Annotated in this window: 18 protein-coding genes; 11 read left to right on the top strand and 7 right to left on the bottom strand. The window is 44.6% G+C overall.

What is annotated here, in order from left to right:
- Positions 1-21 precede the first annotated feature (21 nt).
- The 3 genes from thiL to JWG88_RS01390 are packed head-to-tail and all read right to left on the bottom strand — an operon-like array spanning position 22 to position 3,093.
- Positions 22-996 carry a thiamine-phosphate kinase gene (thiL, locus tag JWG88_RS01380; RefSeq protein WP_205231893.1) on the bottom strand — a complete coding sequence of 325 codons (975 nt, stop codon included), beginning with the start codon at positions 994-996 and terminating at the stop codon, positions 22-24.
- A gap of 17 nt (positions 997-1,013) precedes the next feature.
- Positions 1,014-1,376: a hypothetical protein gene (locus JWG88_RS01385; RefSeq protein ID WP_205231894.1), complete on the bottom strand. Its 363-nt coding sequence runs from the start codon at positions 1,374-1,376 to the stop codon at positions 1,014-1,016.
- A gap of 7 nt (positions 1,377-1,383) precedes the next feature.
- Entirely contained in the window at positions 1,384-3,093 is a 1,710-nt protein-coding gene (locus tag JWG88_RS01390) for a DUF3352 domain-containing protein (RefSeq protein ID WP_205231895.1), read from the bottom strand.
- Between the two features lie 410 nt (positions 3,094-3,503).
- Between JWG88_RS01390 and JWG88_RS01395 the strand changes: the two genes are divergently transcribed.
- The 9 genes from JWG88_RS01395 to JWG88_RS01435 all read left to right on the top strand — a co-directional run bounded on the left by JWG88_RS01395 (position 3,504) and on the right by JWG88_RS01435 (position 9,306).
- Positions 3,504-4,391, top strand: a complete 888-nt coding sequence (locus tag JWG88_RS01395; RefSeq protein ID WP_205231896.1) for a hypothetical protein — start codon at positions 3,504-3,506, stop codon at positions 4,389-4,391.
- A 78-nt stretch (positions 4,392-4,469) separates the two neighbouring features.
- Complete coding sequence (locus JWG88_RS01400; RefSeq protein ID WP_205231897.1) at positions 4,470-4,634, top strand: hypothetical protein; 165 nt, start codon at positions 4,470-4,472, stop codon at positions 4,632-4,634.
- Between the two features lie 21 nt (positions 4,635-4,655).
- Positions 4,656-5,729 (top strand): cation:proton antiporter domain-containing protein, encoded by a 1,074-nt coding sequence (locus tag JWG88_RS01405; protein WP_205231898.1) that lies wholly within the window; start codon positions 4,656-4,658, stop codon positions 5,727-5,729.
- 282 nt (positions 5,730-6,011) lie between these two features.
- Entirely contained in the window at positions 6,012-6,158 is a 147-nt protein-coding gene (locus JWG88_RS01410; protein ID WP_205231899.1) for a hypothetical protein, read from the top strand.
- A gap of 14 nt (positions 6,159-6,172) precedes the next feature.
- Positions 6,173-6,526, top strand: coding sequence for an isochorismatase family protein (locus JWG88_RS01415; RefSeq protein ID WP_205231900.1), 354 nt, complete (start codon positions 6,173-6,175; stop codon positions 6,524-6,526).
- Position 6,527: 1 nt separating this feature from the next.
- On the top strand, positions 6,528-7,301 hold the full coding sequence (nadE, locus tag JWG88_RS01420) for an NAD(+) synthase (RefSeq protein WP_205231901.1): 774 nt from the start codon (positions 6,528-6,530) through the stop codon (positions 7,299-7,301).
- Between the two features lie 561 nt (positions 7,302-7,862).
- Entirely contained in the window at positions 7,863-8,210 is a 348-nt protein-coding gene (locus JWG88_RS01425; RefSeq protein WP_205231902.1) for a YdhR family protein, read from the top strand.
- Entirely contained in the window at positions 8,211-8,360 is a 150-nt protein-coding gene (locus tag JWG88_RS01430) for a hypothetical protein (RefSeq protein WP_205231903.1), read from the top strand.
- 145 nt (positions 8,361-8,505) lie between these two features.
- Complete coding sequence (locus JWG88_RS01435) at positions 8,506-9,306, top strand: enoyl-CoA hydratase (RefSeq protein ID WP_205231904.1); 801 nt, start codon at positions 8,506-8,508, stop codon at positions 9,304-9,306.
- Positions 9,307-9,652: 346 nt separating this feature from the next.
- On the opposite strand, the gene JWG88_RS01440 is transcribed toward JWG88_RS01435, so the two are convergent.
- Positions 9,653-11,173 (bottom strand): YifB family Mg chelatase-like AAA ATPase, encoded by a 1,521-nt coding sequence (locus JWG88_RS01440; RefSeq protein ID WP_205231905.1) that lies wholly within the window; start codon positions 11,171-11,173, stop codon positions 9,653-9,655.
- Positions 11,167-11,934 carry a tRNA1(Val) (adenine(37)-N6)-methyltransferase gene (locus tag JWG88_RS01445; RefSeq protein ID WP_205231906.1) on the bottom strand — a complete coding sequence of 256 codons (768 nt, stop codon included), beginning with the start codon at positions 11,932-11,934 and terminating at the stop codon, positions 11,167-11,169. The genes JWG88_RS01440 and JWG88_RS01445 overlap by 7 nt, the downstream gene beginning before the upstream one ends.
- Positions 11,935-12,383: 449 nt before the next feature.
- Here JWG88_RS01445 and queD point away from each other — a divergent pair, with 449 nt between their 5' ends.
- Both queD and tviB read left to right on the top strand, forming a co-directional pair.
- Positions 12,384-12,770: a 6-carboxytetrahydropterin synthase QueD gene (queD, locus tag JWG88_RS01450; protein WP_205231907.1), complete on the top strand. Its 387-nt coding sequence runs from the start codon at positions 12,384-12,386 to the stop codon at positions 12,768-12,770.
- A 504-nt stretch (positions 12,771-13,274) separates the two neighbouring features.
- Positions 13,275-14,552: a Vi polysaccharide biosynthesis UDP-N-acetylglucosamine C-6 dehydrogenase TviB gene (gene tviB, locus JWG88_RS01455; RefSeq protein WP_205231908.1), complete on the top strand. Its 1,278-nt coding sequence runs from the start codon at positions 13,275-13,277 to the stop codon at positions 14,550-14,552.
- A gap of 210 nt (positions 14,553-14,762) precedes the next feature.
- Here the strand turns inward: tviB and JWG88_RS01460 are convergent, their stop codons facing one another.
- Both JWG88_RS01460 and lpxB read right to left on the bottom strand, forming a co-directional pair.
- Positions 14,763-15,050: a Smr/MutS family protein gene (locus tag JWG88_RS01460; RefSeq protein WP_205231909.1), complete on the bottom strand. Its 288-nt coding sequence runs from the start codon at positions 15,048-15,050 to the stop codon at positions 14,763-14,765.
- 68 nt (positions 15,051-15,118) lie between these two features.
- On the bottom strand, positions 15,119-16,282 hold the full coding sequence (gene lpxB, locus JWG88_RS01465; protein WP_205231910.1) for a lipid-A-disaccharide synthase: 1,164 nt from the start codon (positions 16,280-16,282) through the stop codon (positions 15,119-15,121).
- Positions 16,283-16,296: the final 14 nt, after the last annotated feature.

Raw genomic sequence — 16,296 nt, forward strand, 5'->3', positions numbered from 1 at the left:
TCAATAAGCTGATATTTTTGTCTAATTGTGCTCAAAACCGCTAAAGGTAATATCTCGGGATAATCCGTTCTCTTCCAGCATAACCCTAACGGGCGGCGGCGTTACCTTTCCGATTCTTACAAAAGTTTGTGCCTGCTGCTGCGCCAGGAGCTCGAGCGCTTTCCGGTTGGAGGGTGCCGCGGTAAAAAGCAGTTCATAATCTTCCCCACCACCTAAAACAGTATCACACAAATTCCATCCAAAGCTGCTGCAGAGACCCTTCAATTCCTTCTCATACGGCAGCTTATCAGCGTAAATGACTGCACCGACCTCGCTTTCCGTACAGATATGGCTCATATCAGTGGCCACACCGTCTGAAATATCCTGCATCGCCGATACCAGTCCGCTGCGCCCCAACAAAATACCGGTTTTCACCTGTGGCTGCGGGTCGAGGTGAGCTCTAGTGAATTGAGGATATTTTGAGACCTGCTCCTCCCTTTTCAGCAGTTCCAAGCCGGTAACAGATGAGCCCAATGGTCCGGTGACATAAATATCATCGCCGATTCCGGCACCGGAGCGGTAAAGCACCTGATCAGGGCGCGCTGAACCGAGTACCACCACATTTATAGTGATAACAGACCCTTTAGTGGTATCACCGCCTATAAGCAAACAATTATGTTCCAGCAGCATGCTTTCCACACCGTCTTGCCAACTATCCAGCCATGATTCAAGGAGGTATGGAGGGACTGCCAGCGAAACAAGTGCAAACCTGGGCTCAGCTCCCATTGCCGCAATATCACTGAGGTTAACGGCAATTGATTTCCTGCCTAACAGATAAGGATCATGCAGCCCTCTAAGAAAATGAACATCATCAACGAGCAGGTCGGTGGAAATCAGCCAGCAAAAATCCTTGGAATCGGCGAATACCGCGCTATCGTCCCCTATTCCTTTAAGCAGATAATCGGATTGGCAAAGAAATCGGCTTTTAATTTTTGAAATGAGAGCTCTTTCCTTCATGTCAATATCCTGGTATGTCACTTTATCCGCTTAATAAAGCCGGATGTTTTTTTCTCGATATCAGGTGTCTTTCCAGCCTGGGGTTTTTTATTGAAATCCAATGCCTTCACAAATCGTTCTTCTCCCCCCATTGTGAAAATTTCCAAACCTGTCATTTGCGCCGTCCTCAAGGTCCAGGTCAAATTTTGCGGAGGCAGGGAGAGTACGCTCAGGCCAATATTCCACCACTCGTCTTTTCTGCTGGTATCACGCTCTATCTCTTGAACATAAGCATAAACCAGCATTTGGGGTTCTTTGGCGGCAATTAAAACAACATCTCCGACATCGGTGGTGTCTTTGAAATTGATGATTTCCTTCAATTCAGCAACAAGCTTTTCCATAATATCACTATTCTGACTGTGTTCGAATTATATTTGATTCAATGGTGATTTTTCCGTTTTCAATATAACTTCTGGTGATGATCGTTGCATATATCTGCAGGCCGTCAATCATAGGAAGAATGAGATCCTCTATGAGCTTATTTGATATATAGGCGGCTCTGCGGTTTTGCAGGGCAATCATAGTGCCGCTCCACTTCACCAGTTCTCTTATACTCGCCAGCAGTCTGGAAACCTGGATATAGGCCGTCGAGTTGTTTGGCGAGAGGAGAGATTCTCCATAACGCTTGAATGACGGTGATTCGACGATGCTGCCGCCATCCATGATGGTGTCGACAATGTCCATCTGCCGCTGTATGGAACTTGAGATATACAGCGCATCACCATAAAGTGCATATACCGGTTGCAGCCCTTTTTGCCGCCCCTCCCCCCAGAAAGTCATGGGCACTCCTCTGTAGGATGCATTTTTATGAGGGATCAGATTCTTGGTGATGAAGCCCTGCAGGGTTGATGCGGTTTTAGCTCTTTCCAGAAGACTGAAAATAAGAGTGAAATTGGGAATAGGTACAAAATCGACAGGTGACGGTTCGCCCACTAAAAGATGAGCACTATTTCCGAAAAGGCCGAGTATTTCCTCAAAAGAAATATTCGTCAACGAAGCGATACCCTCTTCAATTTGAGAAATTATTGCAGGATCAAGACCGGATTCATTTACATACATTCTCCACATTGCGGACAAATCAAAGGTATTGGTCCAGTAATACAGAAGAGTCTGTTGTGGTGCCTGTGAAATTGCAACATTCTTTTCCGGCCTGATGCCTAGAAAATGAGCGGCGTCACTGTTTATTTCAGCTGGATTGAAATGCAGGGTTATGATATCCCGACTGTAATTTTCTTTTCGTGATGCACCATAGGCACCGGAAGTGAACCCTCTCCAGTCGTCAAGGTGTGACAATAACAGATTTTGCGAAAATGACTGAGGATTGAGAAGATTATCTAAATGGAGCCGAAGATTGTCAATTGAAAAAAAACAGAAGAGACTCGACTCCCGGTGTTTTTTGCTGAGATTTTTGAAATAATGTTCTTCATTCAAACTTGGCAGGTTTTCGTCAAATCTGTCCAGAGCCCGGCGCAGGGTTCTCTCTTCAAAGGCAGCCAGGAGCAGCCCGCCGGCGGAAACCAGGGATATTCTGGTTTCCATATCCAGCGGTATTCTATAAATCAGATATTGTCCATATTGCGACGAAGTAAACTCCAGTTCTCTGGGCAGCAGGGAACCTGTCAACTCCAGCAGTGCCGTCGAATGTCGCGGCTCGGAAAACATAATCAGGTTATCATGCAGGAATTGCTTGAAATCAGTACCTTCCTGTGCCAGAAGCGCCACCGTAAAATTCGTGCTGAGAAACTCATCGAAGAGCAATGCCGCTTCTTCGGATTCGATAAATTCCTGAATCTTTCTTACCTTATATACGGTCTGTAGAGAAAGATCGACATCCAGGGCAAGTCTGACAAAATTTATGGACGCTACAGCATCGGCAAGAGGCGTGGTGCGCATCTCCGCCAGTATCTCCCCAAGATCCTGCTGATTGAGATAAACCAGGACATCCTCGGGAAGAAATTGGGAGGGATGAACTACATTTCTGTCCCAATAAAAACGATAAAAAACCAATCCCCCTGCTATGCAGATGAGAAGGATAACTGCCAAAAGTATTCGTTTCATCGTAAGTGAATTATCCTAAGCGACGGTATTGTAGTTCGACAGATGCATCAGTCAGGTCTTTTGTTACACCATACCGGTTTTAACTGCCACGAGATTCATAGCATAAATACTCAATTGGTTATAATAGCCTGATAGGATAGATTTGCAAGCGTTGCAAATTTGCAAGAATTGCATTTTGGATTGCAACTTTTAAAAGAACAATACCAATGGACTGCTGGTACACAATCTCTTATAATCTGTGCACCTCTTGCACTAATATCTAACAAACAACCTTTATACCAGCACTTGCTTTGCGTCTGAATTTCTGTACCTGCAGTTTGTCCAACGGTGTGGTGAAAGTCTTCTCCCATGGATGTGCCTTTTGCTTTCTTTAACGCTGGTATTCTTTCTGCATTGTGGAGAATCGTCCTGTGAAAAGGGATGATTCCGATAAGACGGGACTGCGTGAGGACTGGGGATTCAGGCCATCCTGCGGAACATTATGTACGTCATCTGCTATCTTCTGCTCCTTTTGTCTGCCTACAAAGAATATTTATGCCAGAAAAATACTGGTACGAAAGTTGCTAAATTTCCACCGATATATAGGTAAGTTTGAGGGGCCTGGCAGAGGACATGATGCAGTAGCCACGGCAATAAATGAAGACAGGGGGGGCAATCAGGTGCATCTGGGGGAATTAGATTATAGATTAATTTCGTCCGTTGCCAGTATAGTAATGGCCATCGTCTGGATCGTTTATCTGCACATCGCCCTGGTCCAGTACAGGCGCGCTAATCGGCCCTATATGATTATCCACTATGCTCATGAAAATGATACCGATGCTCTTTGTCTCTTTGTCAATATGAGCAGTGAACCGGTTCATCTCCAGACTGTTATCGCCCGTATCGAAACGGAAAGCAGCCGCTTCAGCCGTTATCTCACCGATTATGACAGGATAACGCCGGATGATCGCAACGTACTGTCGAGACTGCGGCAGGGCCCGATTCAGCCAGGAGGATATCTCGTGCTGGGGACATTCGAGGATATACTGATCGGCCGGCAGATAAAGCATAAAGATGAAAAAGATAAAGAGCATGTTCCGCCGGCCCTTAACGAAATCCGCAGTCTTGAGCTATGCATCGCTGTTGTTCATGGCCCCAGTAAGCATTTTATCGGAGTTCGGCGGCATTTTTTTCTGGTATGTGAAGAGGAAAAAGTTCACATCCACCCCATGAATATTCATACTGAACAGCTGGTTAACTGGCGAAAAAGAAAGATAGTAAGGAAATGGGTAGAGGACAGGGTGTATCCTAAATACTGATTGGAAAATCAGCATGATTACGACGTGATTGATCTTCAGGAGGAAAATCTGTAACAGGCGCGAAAGGGAGAAAGGACGATGAACGAATTCAACCTGGCTGTTTTCATTGTTTCCCTGGCCATCCTCATTATGGGGGCTATCTTCGCCAAGATTGAGCGCTGGCCGATTTCCGAACCTTTGATAGCCATGACCGGAGGTATTATCTGCGGTCCTTTCTTCCTTGGTCTTCTTAATCTGCACTAGTGGGGCAAGACCGGCGACATAATGCTCATCGCCACCCACATGACTATCGCCATGGCCTTAATGGCAGCGGCCTTGCGTCTTCCCGCCAATTTTTTCCTGGAAAATCTCTCAAGCCAATCCATCATCCTGATGGGAGGCATGATGTTGATGTGGCTCTTCAGCTCCATCCTGTTTGTCGTCCTTTTCGACATCCCGTTTTTGACAGCCGCACTGGCAGGCGCTATTGTTACACCTACTGACCCGGTGGTGGCATCCTCCATCGTTTCCGGAAAATTTGCCCAAAATCATTTTTCAAAGAAGATCCGCCTGCCCCTGTCATTCGAATCGGGTGCCAATGACGGCTTAGCTTCACCGCTCGTCTCTCTTCCTCTCCTGCTCCTTATCCAGTCGAACCCGATAGGCACATGGCTGTTCAAATCTCTCCTGTGGGAGACGATGGGCGGCATAGTTCTCGGTTATATCGCCGGCAGTCTCGCTGGAAAACTGATCCATACGGCATACCACAAAAACTGGATGACGGAAAAATCACTGCTGGCTTCATCATTGGCCTTGGCTTTCGCCATTACCGGCGGATTTGAGCTGCTCCAGATGAACAGCATTATTGCCGTCTTCGTGGGAGGTCTGGCCTTCAATGGTCATATCGGCAAGGAAGACGATCTATTGGACGAGAAAATTCAAAAGGTCATGGAAAGGCTTTTCATCATTCCGATCTTCTTTTTCATCGGCCTGATACTTCCTTTTCATCACTGGATCAGGGAAGGCTGGATTCTGGTACTGCTGGTGGTGGGTGTTTTGTTGCTGCGGCGCATACCGGCATTTTTTCTCCTGAAAGTTCCCCTGCAGCATTATTCGAAGATCGACACACCGGCCCTGGGCTGGTTAGGACCCATGGGCGTCACATCTGTCTATTATGTCTTTCATGTCCAGGAGAAAGTATCAAATGAATTTCTCTGGACAGCGGCCAGTGCCGTCATTTTCGGCTCCACTGTCGTCCATGGCATCACCTCACCCTACATCGGCCGGTGGTATAAAAAACACAGCAATGCTGTTGCGGAAAACAATGACGATCTGACCTCTCCACGACTCGATTCCTGAGAGGGTATAAAGGAAATAAAAGGAAATAAGTGGCAGACAGATTAGCGCGAGTTCAGGGCCGGCTCTTTTTCTGCGAATTATGTTTCAATTGCGCAGAATTAAAACGGCGGTGAGCTAATATAGTGCATAGCAAGAAGGACAAATTAATTGGATATACTCAAAGACGAGTTTTAACCCCTGATACCTGATTCCGGCCCCTAACTGATAGCGCTGCTAACCGCCACCTAACAAATTAAAGTTACTGCATATTCTTTACGATCGGGAATATTTTCAGGAGAATGTATGCTCTGTATAATTGATATGCAAAACGATTTTGTGGATGAGCAAAAGGGAAAAATGGCAGTCAAAGGTACCGACAAACTCATCAATGGCATCGTCATAAAATATATGAGTATGATAGAAATGGAGATATTATCCTCTATACCATAAATCTGCATGGCAATATGGATGTAGATAACAGGAGTGATCAGGAAAAAGATTGGGGACAGAAAATTGCTGATCCACTTAATGAAATGTTACACAACAAAATCAGAATAAAAAAAACATATCATGCCATATTTCCAGAGCACATGATACACATAAAGAATAAGTATGGAACAAGTGATTGTATGAAAAAAATTGAAATAGTAGGCGTAGAATCACATATCTGCGTTTTATCCAATGCTGTTGTCTTCAGCAATGAATTCCCCAGTTCAAATATCATAATAAATAAAAATCTGTGTTTGAGTTCCGATATGGATTTGCACAATATGGCAATGGTAATCATGGAAAAGTTAAAAATGGAGGTAACAGATTAAGATGGAATTATCCCACGAAAAACTGGTAAAAATAACCTCTCAATTGATTTACTGGATAAAAAAGATGATTGTGAAAACAGGAGGAAATAAAGCTGTAATTGGTATTTCAGGAGGTAAGGACAGTTCCATTGTCGCCGCTCTTTGCGTAGAAGCATTGGGAAAAGAAAATGTTTTTGGCGTGCTGATGCCAAATGGTATACAAAAGGACATATCTTATGCTCATGAAATTTGCGAACATCTTATGATAAAGAAGATTATTGCTCCTATAAAATCCATGGTTGAACTTTATCATCATATTCTTTCTGCAATAGACAAAGAGATAATTAATGAAATATCAAATCAGACCAAACTCAATCTACCTCCAAGGGTCAGAATGACACTGTTGTACGCAATCGCGCAATCAATAGACTCGAGTAGGGTCATCAATACGAGTAACCTTTCTGAAGACTGGGTAGGATATGCTACTATAAATGGTGATACTGCGGGAGCTTTTGCACCTATAGGATTGTTCACTACTGATGAAGTAATTCAGATTGGGCGTTATCTTAAAATCCCGGAAAAGTTTATAATCAAACCTCCGGAAGATGGGCTGACAGGCAAGACCGATGAAGATGTCCTGGGCTTTTCGTACAATACCCTTAACAAATATATACGCGATGGAAAGATAGATGATCCCGTAGCCAAGAATAAAATTGATAAGTTGCATAGGGAAAGCAGATTTAAGTTCTCACCGATAGCAATGTTTAATGCCGATCTGCCTATCAATTTAAATTGAAAAAAAATTAAAATAATCGCAACGGTTCACCGGAATTTAGTTAATTCTTGAAAAAAGTTTGGGTGTTCAGAAACAGATTCTGTTTCCTTCCTTTTCATGAACGTTCTTCTCACCCTGCCGCAAAAGGTTATTAGCCAAACCATCGATGAGTGTCGGGGTCAAGGTCGAAGTGCCATTTCTCGCAGAATCTGTGAGGCATGGGACTGACGTCAAGAGTGCTGGGTTCACTTTCTATGCAGTCCTGACTTTCCTGTAAATTCCATTCAATTAAATCATCAAATCCCAGGAACCTATCCTTTCCCAGCCGTCCTTTCAGTATTTTCGAGTGCGCAATAAACTTGAACACAACAGATTAATTACCCAAAGCGGCACCCTCGGCCCTACTCACAAGATCAGCCGCTAAACCAAGATCTTTCCAATGCACAGTCTGATAAAATTTCCGCTGAAAATGGAGCAACTTTCCAGCGCCTGTTTTGGAGTCCGCTATTGACGATCGCCCACTCCGATGCGATACTGAGAACTAACTCTACCAGATGAAAGAGATGCAAAAGGGGGAATGATATGATTATGGTAATTGTTAAATTCAAACTACCTAAAAAAATAACAAGATATCAAGCACTCGAAACCTTCCTGGGTACAGCTCCAAAATATAGGGACTTGAGCGGTCTTATTCGCAAGTACTATTTCGTTTCTGAAGATAGGAATACGGCTGGTGGGGTCTACCTGTGGAAGTCCCGCGAGGAGGCAGATTGCGTCTATACAGAAGAATGGAAGGCATTTGTGCGCGGAAAGTATGGCAATGACCCTATGATTGAATATTTAGAATGTCCGGTGGTTGTTGACAATATATCGAATGAAATAATCTCTGACACTGCAACCCATTACTGCAGTTGGGGGGAGAGTGCATAAGTGGAAGAAAAGCTCAGATTACAAATCATCGAAATGCTCCATGGCGATATCAACAGCCGTGAAGATGCTCCCACTAATTACGATGAATTTAAGAGAACAGGGACTCTGGAGATCTTTCCAGAATATAAAAACGGGCTTGCTTCGTATTGATGCCGGTCAGACACCCTTGATGGCTCACCGATAATTGATATCAAGAAAAGATCAGCTGAAAAGTGATGACAAATTATCCAGGAACACTGCCCCTGCCAATCTAGAAAGTGGCGGCATAAATAACATGAAAATAGGAGCAATGATTATGCAGCAAAAAACAGCTTTTGAAGAAAACGATCTGTCACTGTTATCAGTAAAAGATCATGTAGGCACATTAACTTTAAATCGTCCAAAACAATACAATGCTCTATCAAGACCTATGATTGCCTCTGTTTCCACAATACTGGACGAAATCAATGAGGATAAAAATATACATGTAGTTGTTCTTGCAGCAAACGGTCCTGGTTTTTGTGCGGGACATGATCTGAAAGAAATTTGCAATAACAGGAATGAAGATTATCTGGAAGCCCTCTTTAATGAATGTTCTCAAATGATGTTAAAGATTTTAAAGTTAGACCAGCCTGTTATTGCAAAAGTGCATTCCATAGCAACAGCTGCAGGATGCCAGCTGGTTGCAACATGCGATCTGGCAGTTGCTTCAGAAAAAGCGAGATTTGCAACACCTGGAGTTAATATTGGTCTTTTCTGCTCTACCCCTATGGTAGCCCTTAGCCGTAATGTGAGCAGGAAAAATGCAATGGAGATGCTGCTTACCGGCGATATATTTTCATCAGAACATGCCTCAAATATCGGATTGATTAATAAGGTTGTAAAAGAGGATGACCTTGACAAGGCTGTTGAAGAGCTTGCACTAAAAATCGCTTCAAAATCACCTTTGACCTTGGCAATGGGCAAACGAGCTTTTTATAAACAGCTTGAATCCGGGATCTCCGACGCTTATGAGTATGCAGGTGCGGTAATGTGTCAAAACATGCTGACAAACGATGCCGACGAGGGGATAAAAGCTTTTATTGAAAAGCGTCAGCCTGAATGGACAGGCACCTAAGCAGCTAAAAAGGCAACGCTTTTCAGAAAAATAATTTTACAGTTCTCCCCTTTTATCAAGAGAGATTTGCTCTGCCAATATGTTTCCATGATGATAAGGCAATAGTCGAGATATTTCCTGAGTATACGTAATAAAACCTGTTTTTGCTATTAAATAGTCGAGATATTTCCTGAGTATACGTAATAAAACCTGTTTTTGCTATTATATTGGATGCTATACTTTCATTATTTTCGCTTTTTTCAATCTAAGGTACTACGACCCGAGGAAGTTCCGTCAGGAAAGGATTCTGAGTCTCCCGGCAATGCAGAAGAGAAGAATGACTGCCAAAGTATTCATAGTAAGTGAATCATCCTAAGCGTCGGTATTGTATGGCCTCGGCCACGTGCTGCTTTTCTATTGAGCCGGAATCATCAAGGTCGGCAATGGTGCGGGCGATTTTCAGTATGCGGTGGTACGCGCGGGCGGAAAGTCCCAGCCGTTCGACACTCATCTGTAGAAGACTCCTGCCTGTATTATCGATTGTGCAGTATTTTTCTACCATACTCGGCGACATCGCGGCATTTGACCGTGATCCCTTCAATTGGCTGAAACGAGCTTTCTGAATGGCATGTGCCCGGTTGACCCGCTGACGAATTTCAGATGACGATTCGGATTTAGCCGTTGTATTCATTTCCGAATATGGCAACGCTCCTATTTCCAGATGCATATCCATTCTGTCGAGCAGGGGACCCGAAAGTTTTGAGATATAATTTTGAACCTGCACCGCGTTACAGATGCATCTATTGCCTCTGTCTCCGTGAAAGCCGCAGGGACAGGGATTATATGCGGCTACCAGCAAAAAATCCGCGGGAAAGGCCAGGGACATATTCACCCTGGCGATTGTCACCTTTCTGTCTTCTAAAGGCTGTCTCAGCATCTCCAGGAGGCGTTTTCGGAATTCGGTCAGCTCATCGAGAAAAAGTACGCCGTTATGAGCAAGAGAGACCTCGCCAGGCTTGGGATAACTGCCTCCGCCGATCAATCCTGCATCGGATATGGTGTGATGGGGAGCGCGAAACGGCCGTTGCGAAATCAGGGCAACATCCTCCGGAAGCGTCCCGGCTATACTGTGGATTTTGGTCGTTTCCAGGGCCTCTTCGAAGCTCAATTGCGGTAGTATCGTGGTTATCCTGCGGGCAAGCATGGTTTTTCCTGCGCCCGGAGGTCCTTTGAGCAGAACGTTGTGATTTCCGCTTGCAGCTATCTCCAGTGCACGTTTTGCATGCTCCTGCCCTTTGACATCCGAGAAATCAAGAGAGGAATCTTCTTCATGGGAAAACGTGGTATCAAAACTGTTTTTATATGGCTCAATCTCCCTTTCTCCCAGCAGATATTCCACCGCTTCATAAAGGTAATGAATCGGGATCACCTCGATTCCATCGACCACCCCCGCTTCTTTGGAATTCTCGGACGGAACCAGGATTCCTTTCATTTGTTGATCTCTGGCGTTAAGCACAACAGGCAGCATGCCGCGTACCCCTCTCACCTTGCCGTCGAGAGAAAGTTCGCCGACAATGGAATAACAGCTTAGCTTTTCCGGGGGAATAAGTCCATTTGCAGAGAGGATGCCCAGAGCTATGGGCAGGTCATAGCCAGCGCCTTCTTTTTTGACGTTGGCCGGAGCAAGATTGACGGTTATGCGTTTGTTGGGAAAATCATACCCACAGTTTTTAATCGCTGCCTTTACTCTGTCTTTACTTTCCTTTACGGCTCCATCCGGCAGGCCGACCGTTGAAAACATCGGCAATCCACTGGCGATGTCGACTTCGATTTCCAGAGAGAGACCTTCGACTCCGATAATTATGCAGCTATTAACTTTCGCTAGCATGAGGACTCAACACTTTCCTTATCCAGTTCAGCTGGGTTAGGCCGGTACATGGCATTCACTTCTTCCGTATAATCCCCATGTCTTTTATTATAGATATACAGCGGCTTCAGGATTTGCACTCCCACCCCGCCGTTTTTAACACACTCAACCAGCACCAGTGTGGCGGAATCAGCCTCGGGATAACTGTAGACCAGTCTTATACGTTTGGGCTGCATTCTTTTGAGAACAAGGCAATGCAGCAACTCAGCCATTGATTCCGCCGGAAAAACCAGAGAAAAAACGCCCTTGTTCTTTAAGGCATATGAAGCTGCTGCAATTATTTCGCTGATATTGGCTGACGCCTGGTGACGTGCCAGATATTCTTCATTGCCACTGCTGGTCCTGCCGCTGCCGACTCGGAAAAACGGCGGATTGCAGATAATATGAGAAAACCATTCACAAGGAAAAATTATATCAATTTTTTTCAAATCTCCAGCTGTGATGGTAAACTTCGAGCTGAAACCGTTGACGGTACTGTTTTTCCGGGCGACTTCAACAAGGTTTTGTTGTAATTCTAAACCGTCTATCGAGAGTATCTGGCATTTTTTCCGATACAAAAGTATTAAGCCGAGGATGCCGCAGCCGCAGCCCAGGTCGAGAATTTTAGACTTTTTTAAGGCAAGAGAGAAATGAGCAAGCAGGACGGAGTCAATGGAAAATCTATATCCATTTTTGTTCTGGAAGCAGGTAAGAGCTCCATTGAACAGGGAATCAGCTGTCATCTCTTTGGAATCATCCATAGTTATTTAAATAAAATAGCGGAACATTTTCAATTAAAAGGTCAGGCGCTCAACTTCTTTCTGTTTTTCTCTGAAAAAAGCAGCTTTTCCTTTTCATTTTCATGGAGAATGATATGATATTTTTTAAGATTTCTCTCGCTTTTGCCACTACAGATAAAACAGGAAATTCCGGATAATGCAAGTGGTGCTTCCTTTTGTTTTCGGCGGCGGCAAATACACTATGAAAAATTCCTGACGCAGACCGATAATATTCCCGGTATATACTGGTATTATTATCGTAATGCAGTATAAGTGTGGTTTTGTAAGTACTACTACCTAAAAAAATGTTTACTGGTACTGTGATTTAAAAAATCAGGACATAAATTCAGCCGGAATTTTATCTCATAGAGATGAACTTCCGGTTTCGTTTCTATTTTGCAATGGAGTACAGCATGTTTGATATTTTCATTAAAACCCATTTTGCCGGAGCTCATCATCTCCGAGACTATCCTGGAGAATGTGAACTTCCCCATGGCCACAACTGGAAGGTAAAGGTCACAGTACGGGCAAAAAACGTCGATGAGATCGGCATGGGTATTGACTTCAAGGTACTTAAGAAGCATGTCAAAGAGGTCGTTGATCGACTGGACCATCGCGATCTCAATGCAATGGATGAGTTTGCCGTCCTCAATCCGTCGTCTGAGCATATAGCCATCTTCATTTTCAAAAATCTCGTGGAAAAACTGCAGCATGACCGCTATTTTCTCTACAGCGTCACAGTAATGGAAACGGATACTTCCGGATTGACCTATTATGGTGATAATTCTGTTTCCAGGTAAGTGGATTGTCAGAAAACAATTGGTAGGAAACTAAATTGCATTCCAACGTCTTGGGCAGAGACTTCAAATTTGATTTGACTTTTTTGGCACTCCCGGATTCTGCATGCTTTTGCTCTACTATTTGAAATTAATGCAGGCAATTATCCATGACATTGCAAGGTAGTTTTAACTTGTTGGGGTTTGCTGCACTCACCGCCAACCTACCCTTTCAAATTTCGATTGCGGCAATCCGGTAGATGGTGCTGACGTAAGGAAGTCCAGCGCTTTTGCTCATCGCTATCCTGTTGTTTTTGGTTCTTTTTGAAAGACATTCAGTTGGATGAATCTGATTTTTTTTATTTTGTGGTGTTTATTTTTCGTAGCTAAGAGCACTAACCCAGCGGAGCTGGATAAGTGCCTTGGCAGTAGAGGTGAGTTCACGGATGTGAATATATTTTTGGTTTTCTTGTTTTTGGGGTGGTTTTTCAGGAGTAAGGCACTAAACTTCAATCATATAATAATCTTATGAATACTTTATCTCAAATCCATATCGGTGTTATCGGCCTTGGATATGTTGGGCTCCCTCTGGCGGTTGAATTTGGAAAGAAATATCCGACTACTGGTTTCGATCTCAAGGAAGAAAGGATTATTGAGCTCAATAACGGCAAGGATACAACACTTGAGGTTGAGCCTGAGGAACTGCAGGAGGCACGTCATCTTCGGTTCTCTTCTGCAGCGGATGACCTCCATGACTGCAATGTCTTCATTATTGCGGTTCCGACACCAATAGATACTGCCAAAAGACCTAATCTGCAATATCTTCAAGACGCTTCAAGTATCGTCGGTAAGCAACTCAAGAGAGGAGATCATGTCATCTACGAATCTACTGTCTATCCCGGAGCCACCGAAGAGGTATGCATCCCAATACTTGAGGAAGTTTCAGGACTCAGACTGAACAGCGATTTTTACTGCGGCTACAGTCCGGAAAGGATTAATCCTGGAGACCGAGAGCACCGGCTCACCAATATTGTCAAGATTACCTCGGGGTCAAATGCTGAGGCCGCCGAATTTATTGACTTGCTTTATAACAGTATAATTGCCGCCGGCACTTTCAAGGCCAGTTCCATTAAAGTCGCTGAGGCCGCCAAGGTTATTGAAAATACCCAGCGCGATGTCAACATAGCTCTGGTCAATGAGCTGGCACTTATTTTCAATAAACTCTCCATAAATACCTCCGAAGTTCTCCAGGCAGCCGGAACCAAATGGAATTTTCTGCCGTTTCGTCCCGGCCTGGTGGGCGGACATTGCATCGGGGTCGACCCGTATTATCTCACCCACAAGGCGCAGCAGGTTGGCTATCACCCTAATATGATACTGGCTGGGCGCCGCCTCAATGATAACATGGGGCATTACATTGCTTCAAAAATAATCAAACTCATGGTGAACAAGGGGATTGATGTTTCTAAGGCCAGAGTTCTGGTTATGGGAATAACCTTCAAGGAGAACTGCCCCGACCTGCGCAATACCAAAGTTGTGGACATATTTCGTGAGTTGAAGGAATACGGCATAGATGTTGCCGTCCATGACCCCTGGGTCAGCAAAGAAGAGGCACTTCGGGAATATGGCATCATACTGACCGATACCCCGGATGAAAGGAGCTATGATGGTGTTGTTCTTGCCGTTGCTCACAGTCTGTTTGCTTCGATGTCGTTTTCTGATGTCAAAGCATTGTGCAGGGAGAATCACATCATTTATGATGTGAAAAACATCTTTCCGCATGATCTCGTCGACGGCAGCTTATAACCAGACCTGTTAACAGCCGGGCCATACCTTTTGGAAGACATCCCAGTTGTGAAAAAAAATTGATGGACTCGTAAAAAATTGCCAGCGATGTCAGATCGCTAGACAAAAAGTTCGATATACATGGTGCAGTGCCAAAAACCTGCAACACGGGGGATCGGGCTTTCTCGAAGTCGGAGTTTAAAACCCGTAGGGGTGCTTATCGCGACGCCATCAGTGTTTCAATTCGACCAGGGTGGCTCCCCAACTGCCTGCTTTTTCATCTGCCAGCTGATAGTTTTTGACGATAGCGCTCTTTTCCAACACCGCGTGAACACCTCGTCTAAGGGAACCGCTGCCTTTACCGTGAATTATACGAATATGGTAGATGTTTTTTTTGCGGCACTCTTTAAGATATTCCGGAATCAGCGAACCGATTTCATTCGGCCTGAAGGTATGCAGATCAAGGGTTCCGTCAATCGGTATCCGGATATGTTCTTCCATGTCGTTTTTTTCCGTCATGTCTCTCCCTCATATTTTTGAAAGTCATCGATGTTACCGAGATGGACTTTGGTCCATCACGGCAGCAATCAAGCCATCGTCCTGAATGCAAGTTCAGCAGCTTTAAGTGATGCCCCAGGCCCTCCTAAGGCATGCCGAATATCCTGGAAATCTTTTTTCATATACTGACGTACATTTTCATCAAAGAGGATTCGAGCAAGCTCTATTTCAACGGCTGCTGAAGTTACCTGGTCCTGAAGAAGTTCGGTAACCACGCTTTTGCCGGCAATAATATTGACCAGAGAAAAGAATGGTATATTGATCAAAAACCTCGCGACAAAATAGGTTACCGGATCAACCTTATAGGTTACGACCATAGGAATATCCAGAACAGCCAGTTCCAGGGTAACAGTTCCAGAAGCAGCAACCACTGCATCACAGGCAGCCATGGTTTCATACCTGTCTCCGGAGAGCACATGAATATCAAGCTCATTCTGATAGTCCTGCAAACCATTCTTTTGTAGATCTGCTATACTCAAGCTTGATGCAAGCGGAATAAGAAAAGCGATTTCCTTGGAATATTTAAGCTGCATTCTTCTGGCAGCCTCCAAAAAAACCGGTAGAAGAGAGGAGATTTCCTTTCTGCGCGATCCCGGTAAAATGCCGACCAGTGTTTTACTAAAATCAATGTTGTATTTTCGACAGAATTCCGAGCGTTCCATGTTGACATGTACGGCATCAAGAACCGGATTTCCGACATATTCTGCGTTTACTCCTTTATTGCACAGGTACTCCTCTTCAAACGGCAAAATGACCCCAGCCGTATTCACGTATCTGGCAAGCTGATTTACTCGCCTTTTGCGCCATACCCAAACTTTGGGAGTGATATAGTAAAATACCGGAATACCGCATCGTTCCGCCTCTCTTGCCAGGCGGATATTGAAATCTGCAAAATCAATAAGAACAAGGAGCCGGGGTTTTCGGGCGCGCATTTCTTTTTTAAGAATACGCAGGGCGGTTAGTATGTCCTTCAGGACAGAGAAGATCTCGGTCAGTCCCATAACTGCAAGTTTATCTGCGTCACAGACAACTTCAACGCCAGCCCGTTTCAGCTCCCTGCCGCCCATTCCGAAAAAATGGAGACCGGGCCTCCCTTCTAGCATCGCCTTGACCAGACCGGCACCATGCAGATCTCCGGAGGCTTCTCCGGCAACGATCATAACGGAATCAGATGCCGAATGTATTGATGTCATTATGTCGGCAGGTG

The organism is Desulfopila inferna, assembly GCF_016919005.1.
GTDB classification, from domain to species: Bacteria; Desulfobacterota; Desulfobulbia; order Desulfobulbales; family Desulfocapsaceae; genus Desulfopila_A; species Desulfopila_A inferna.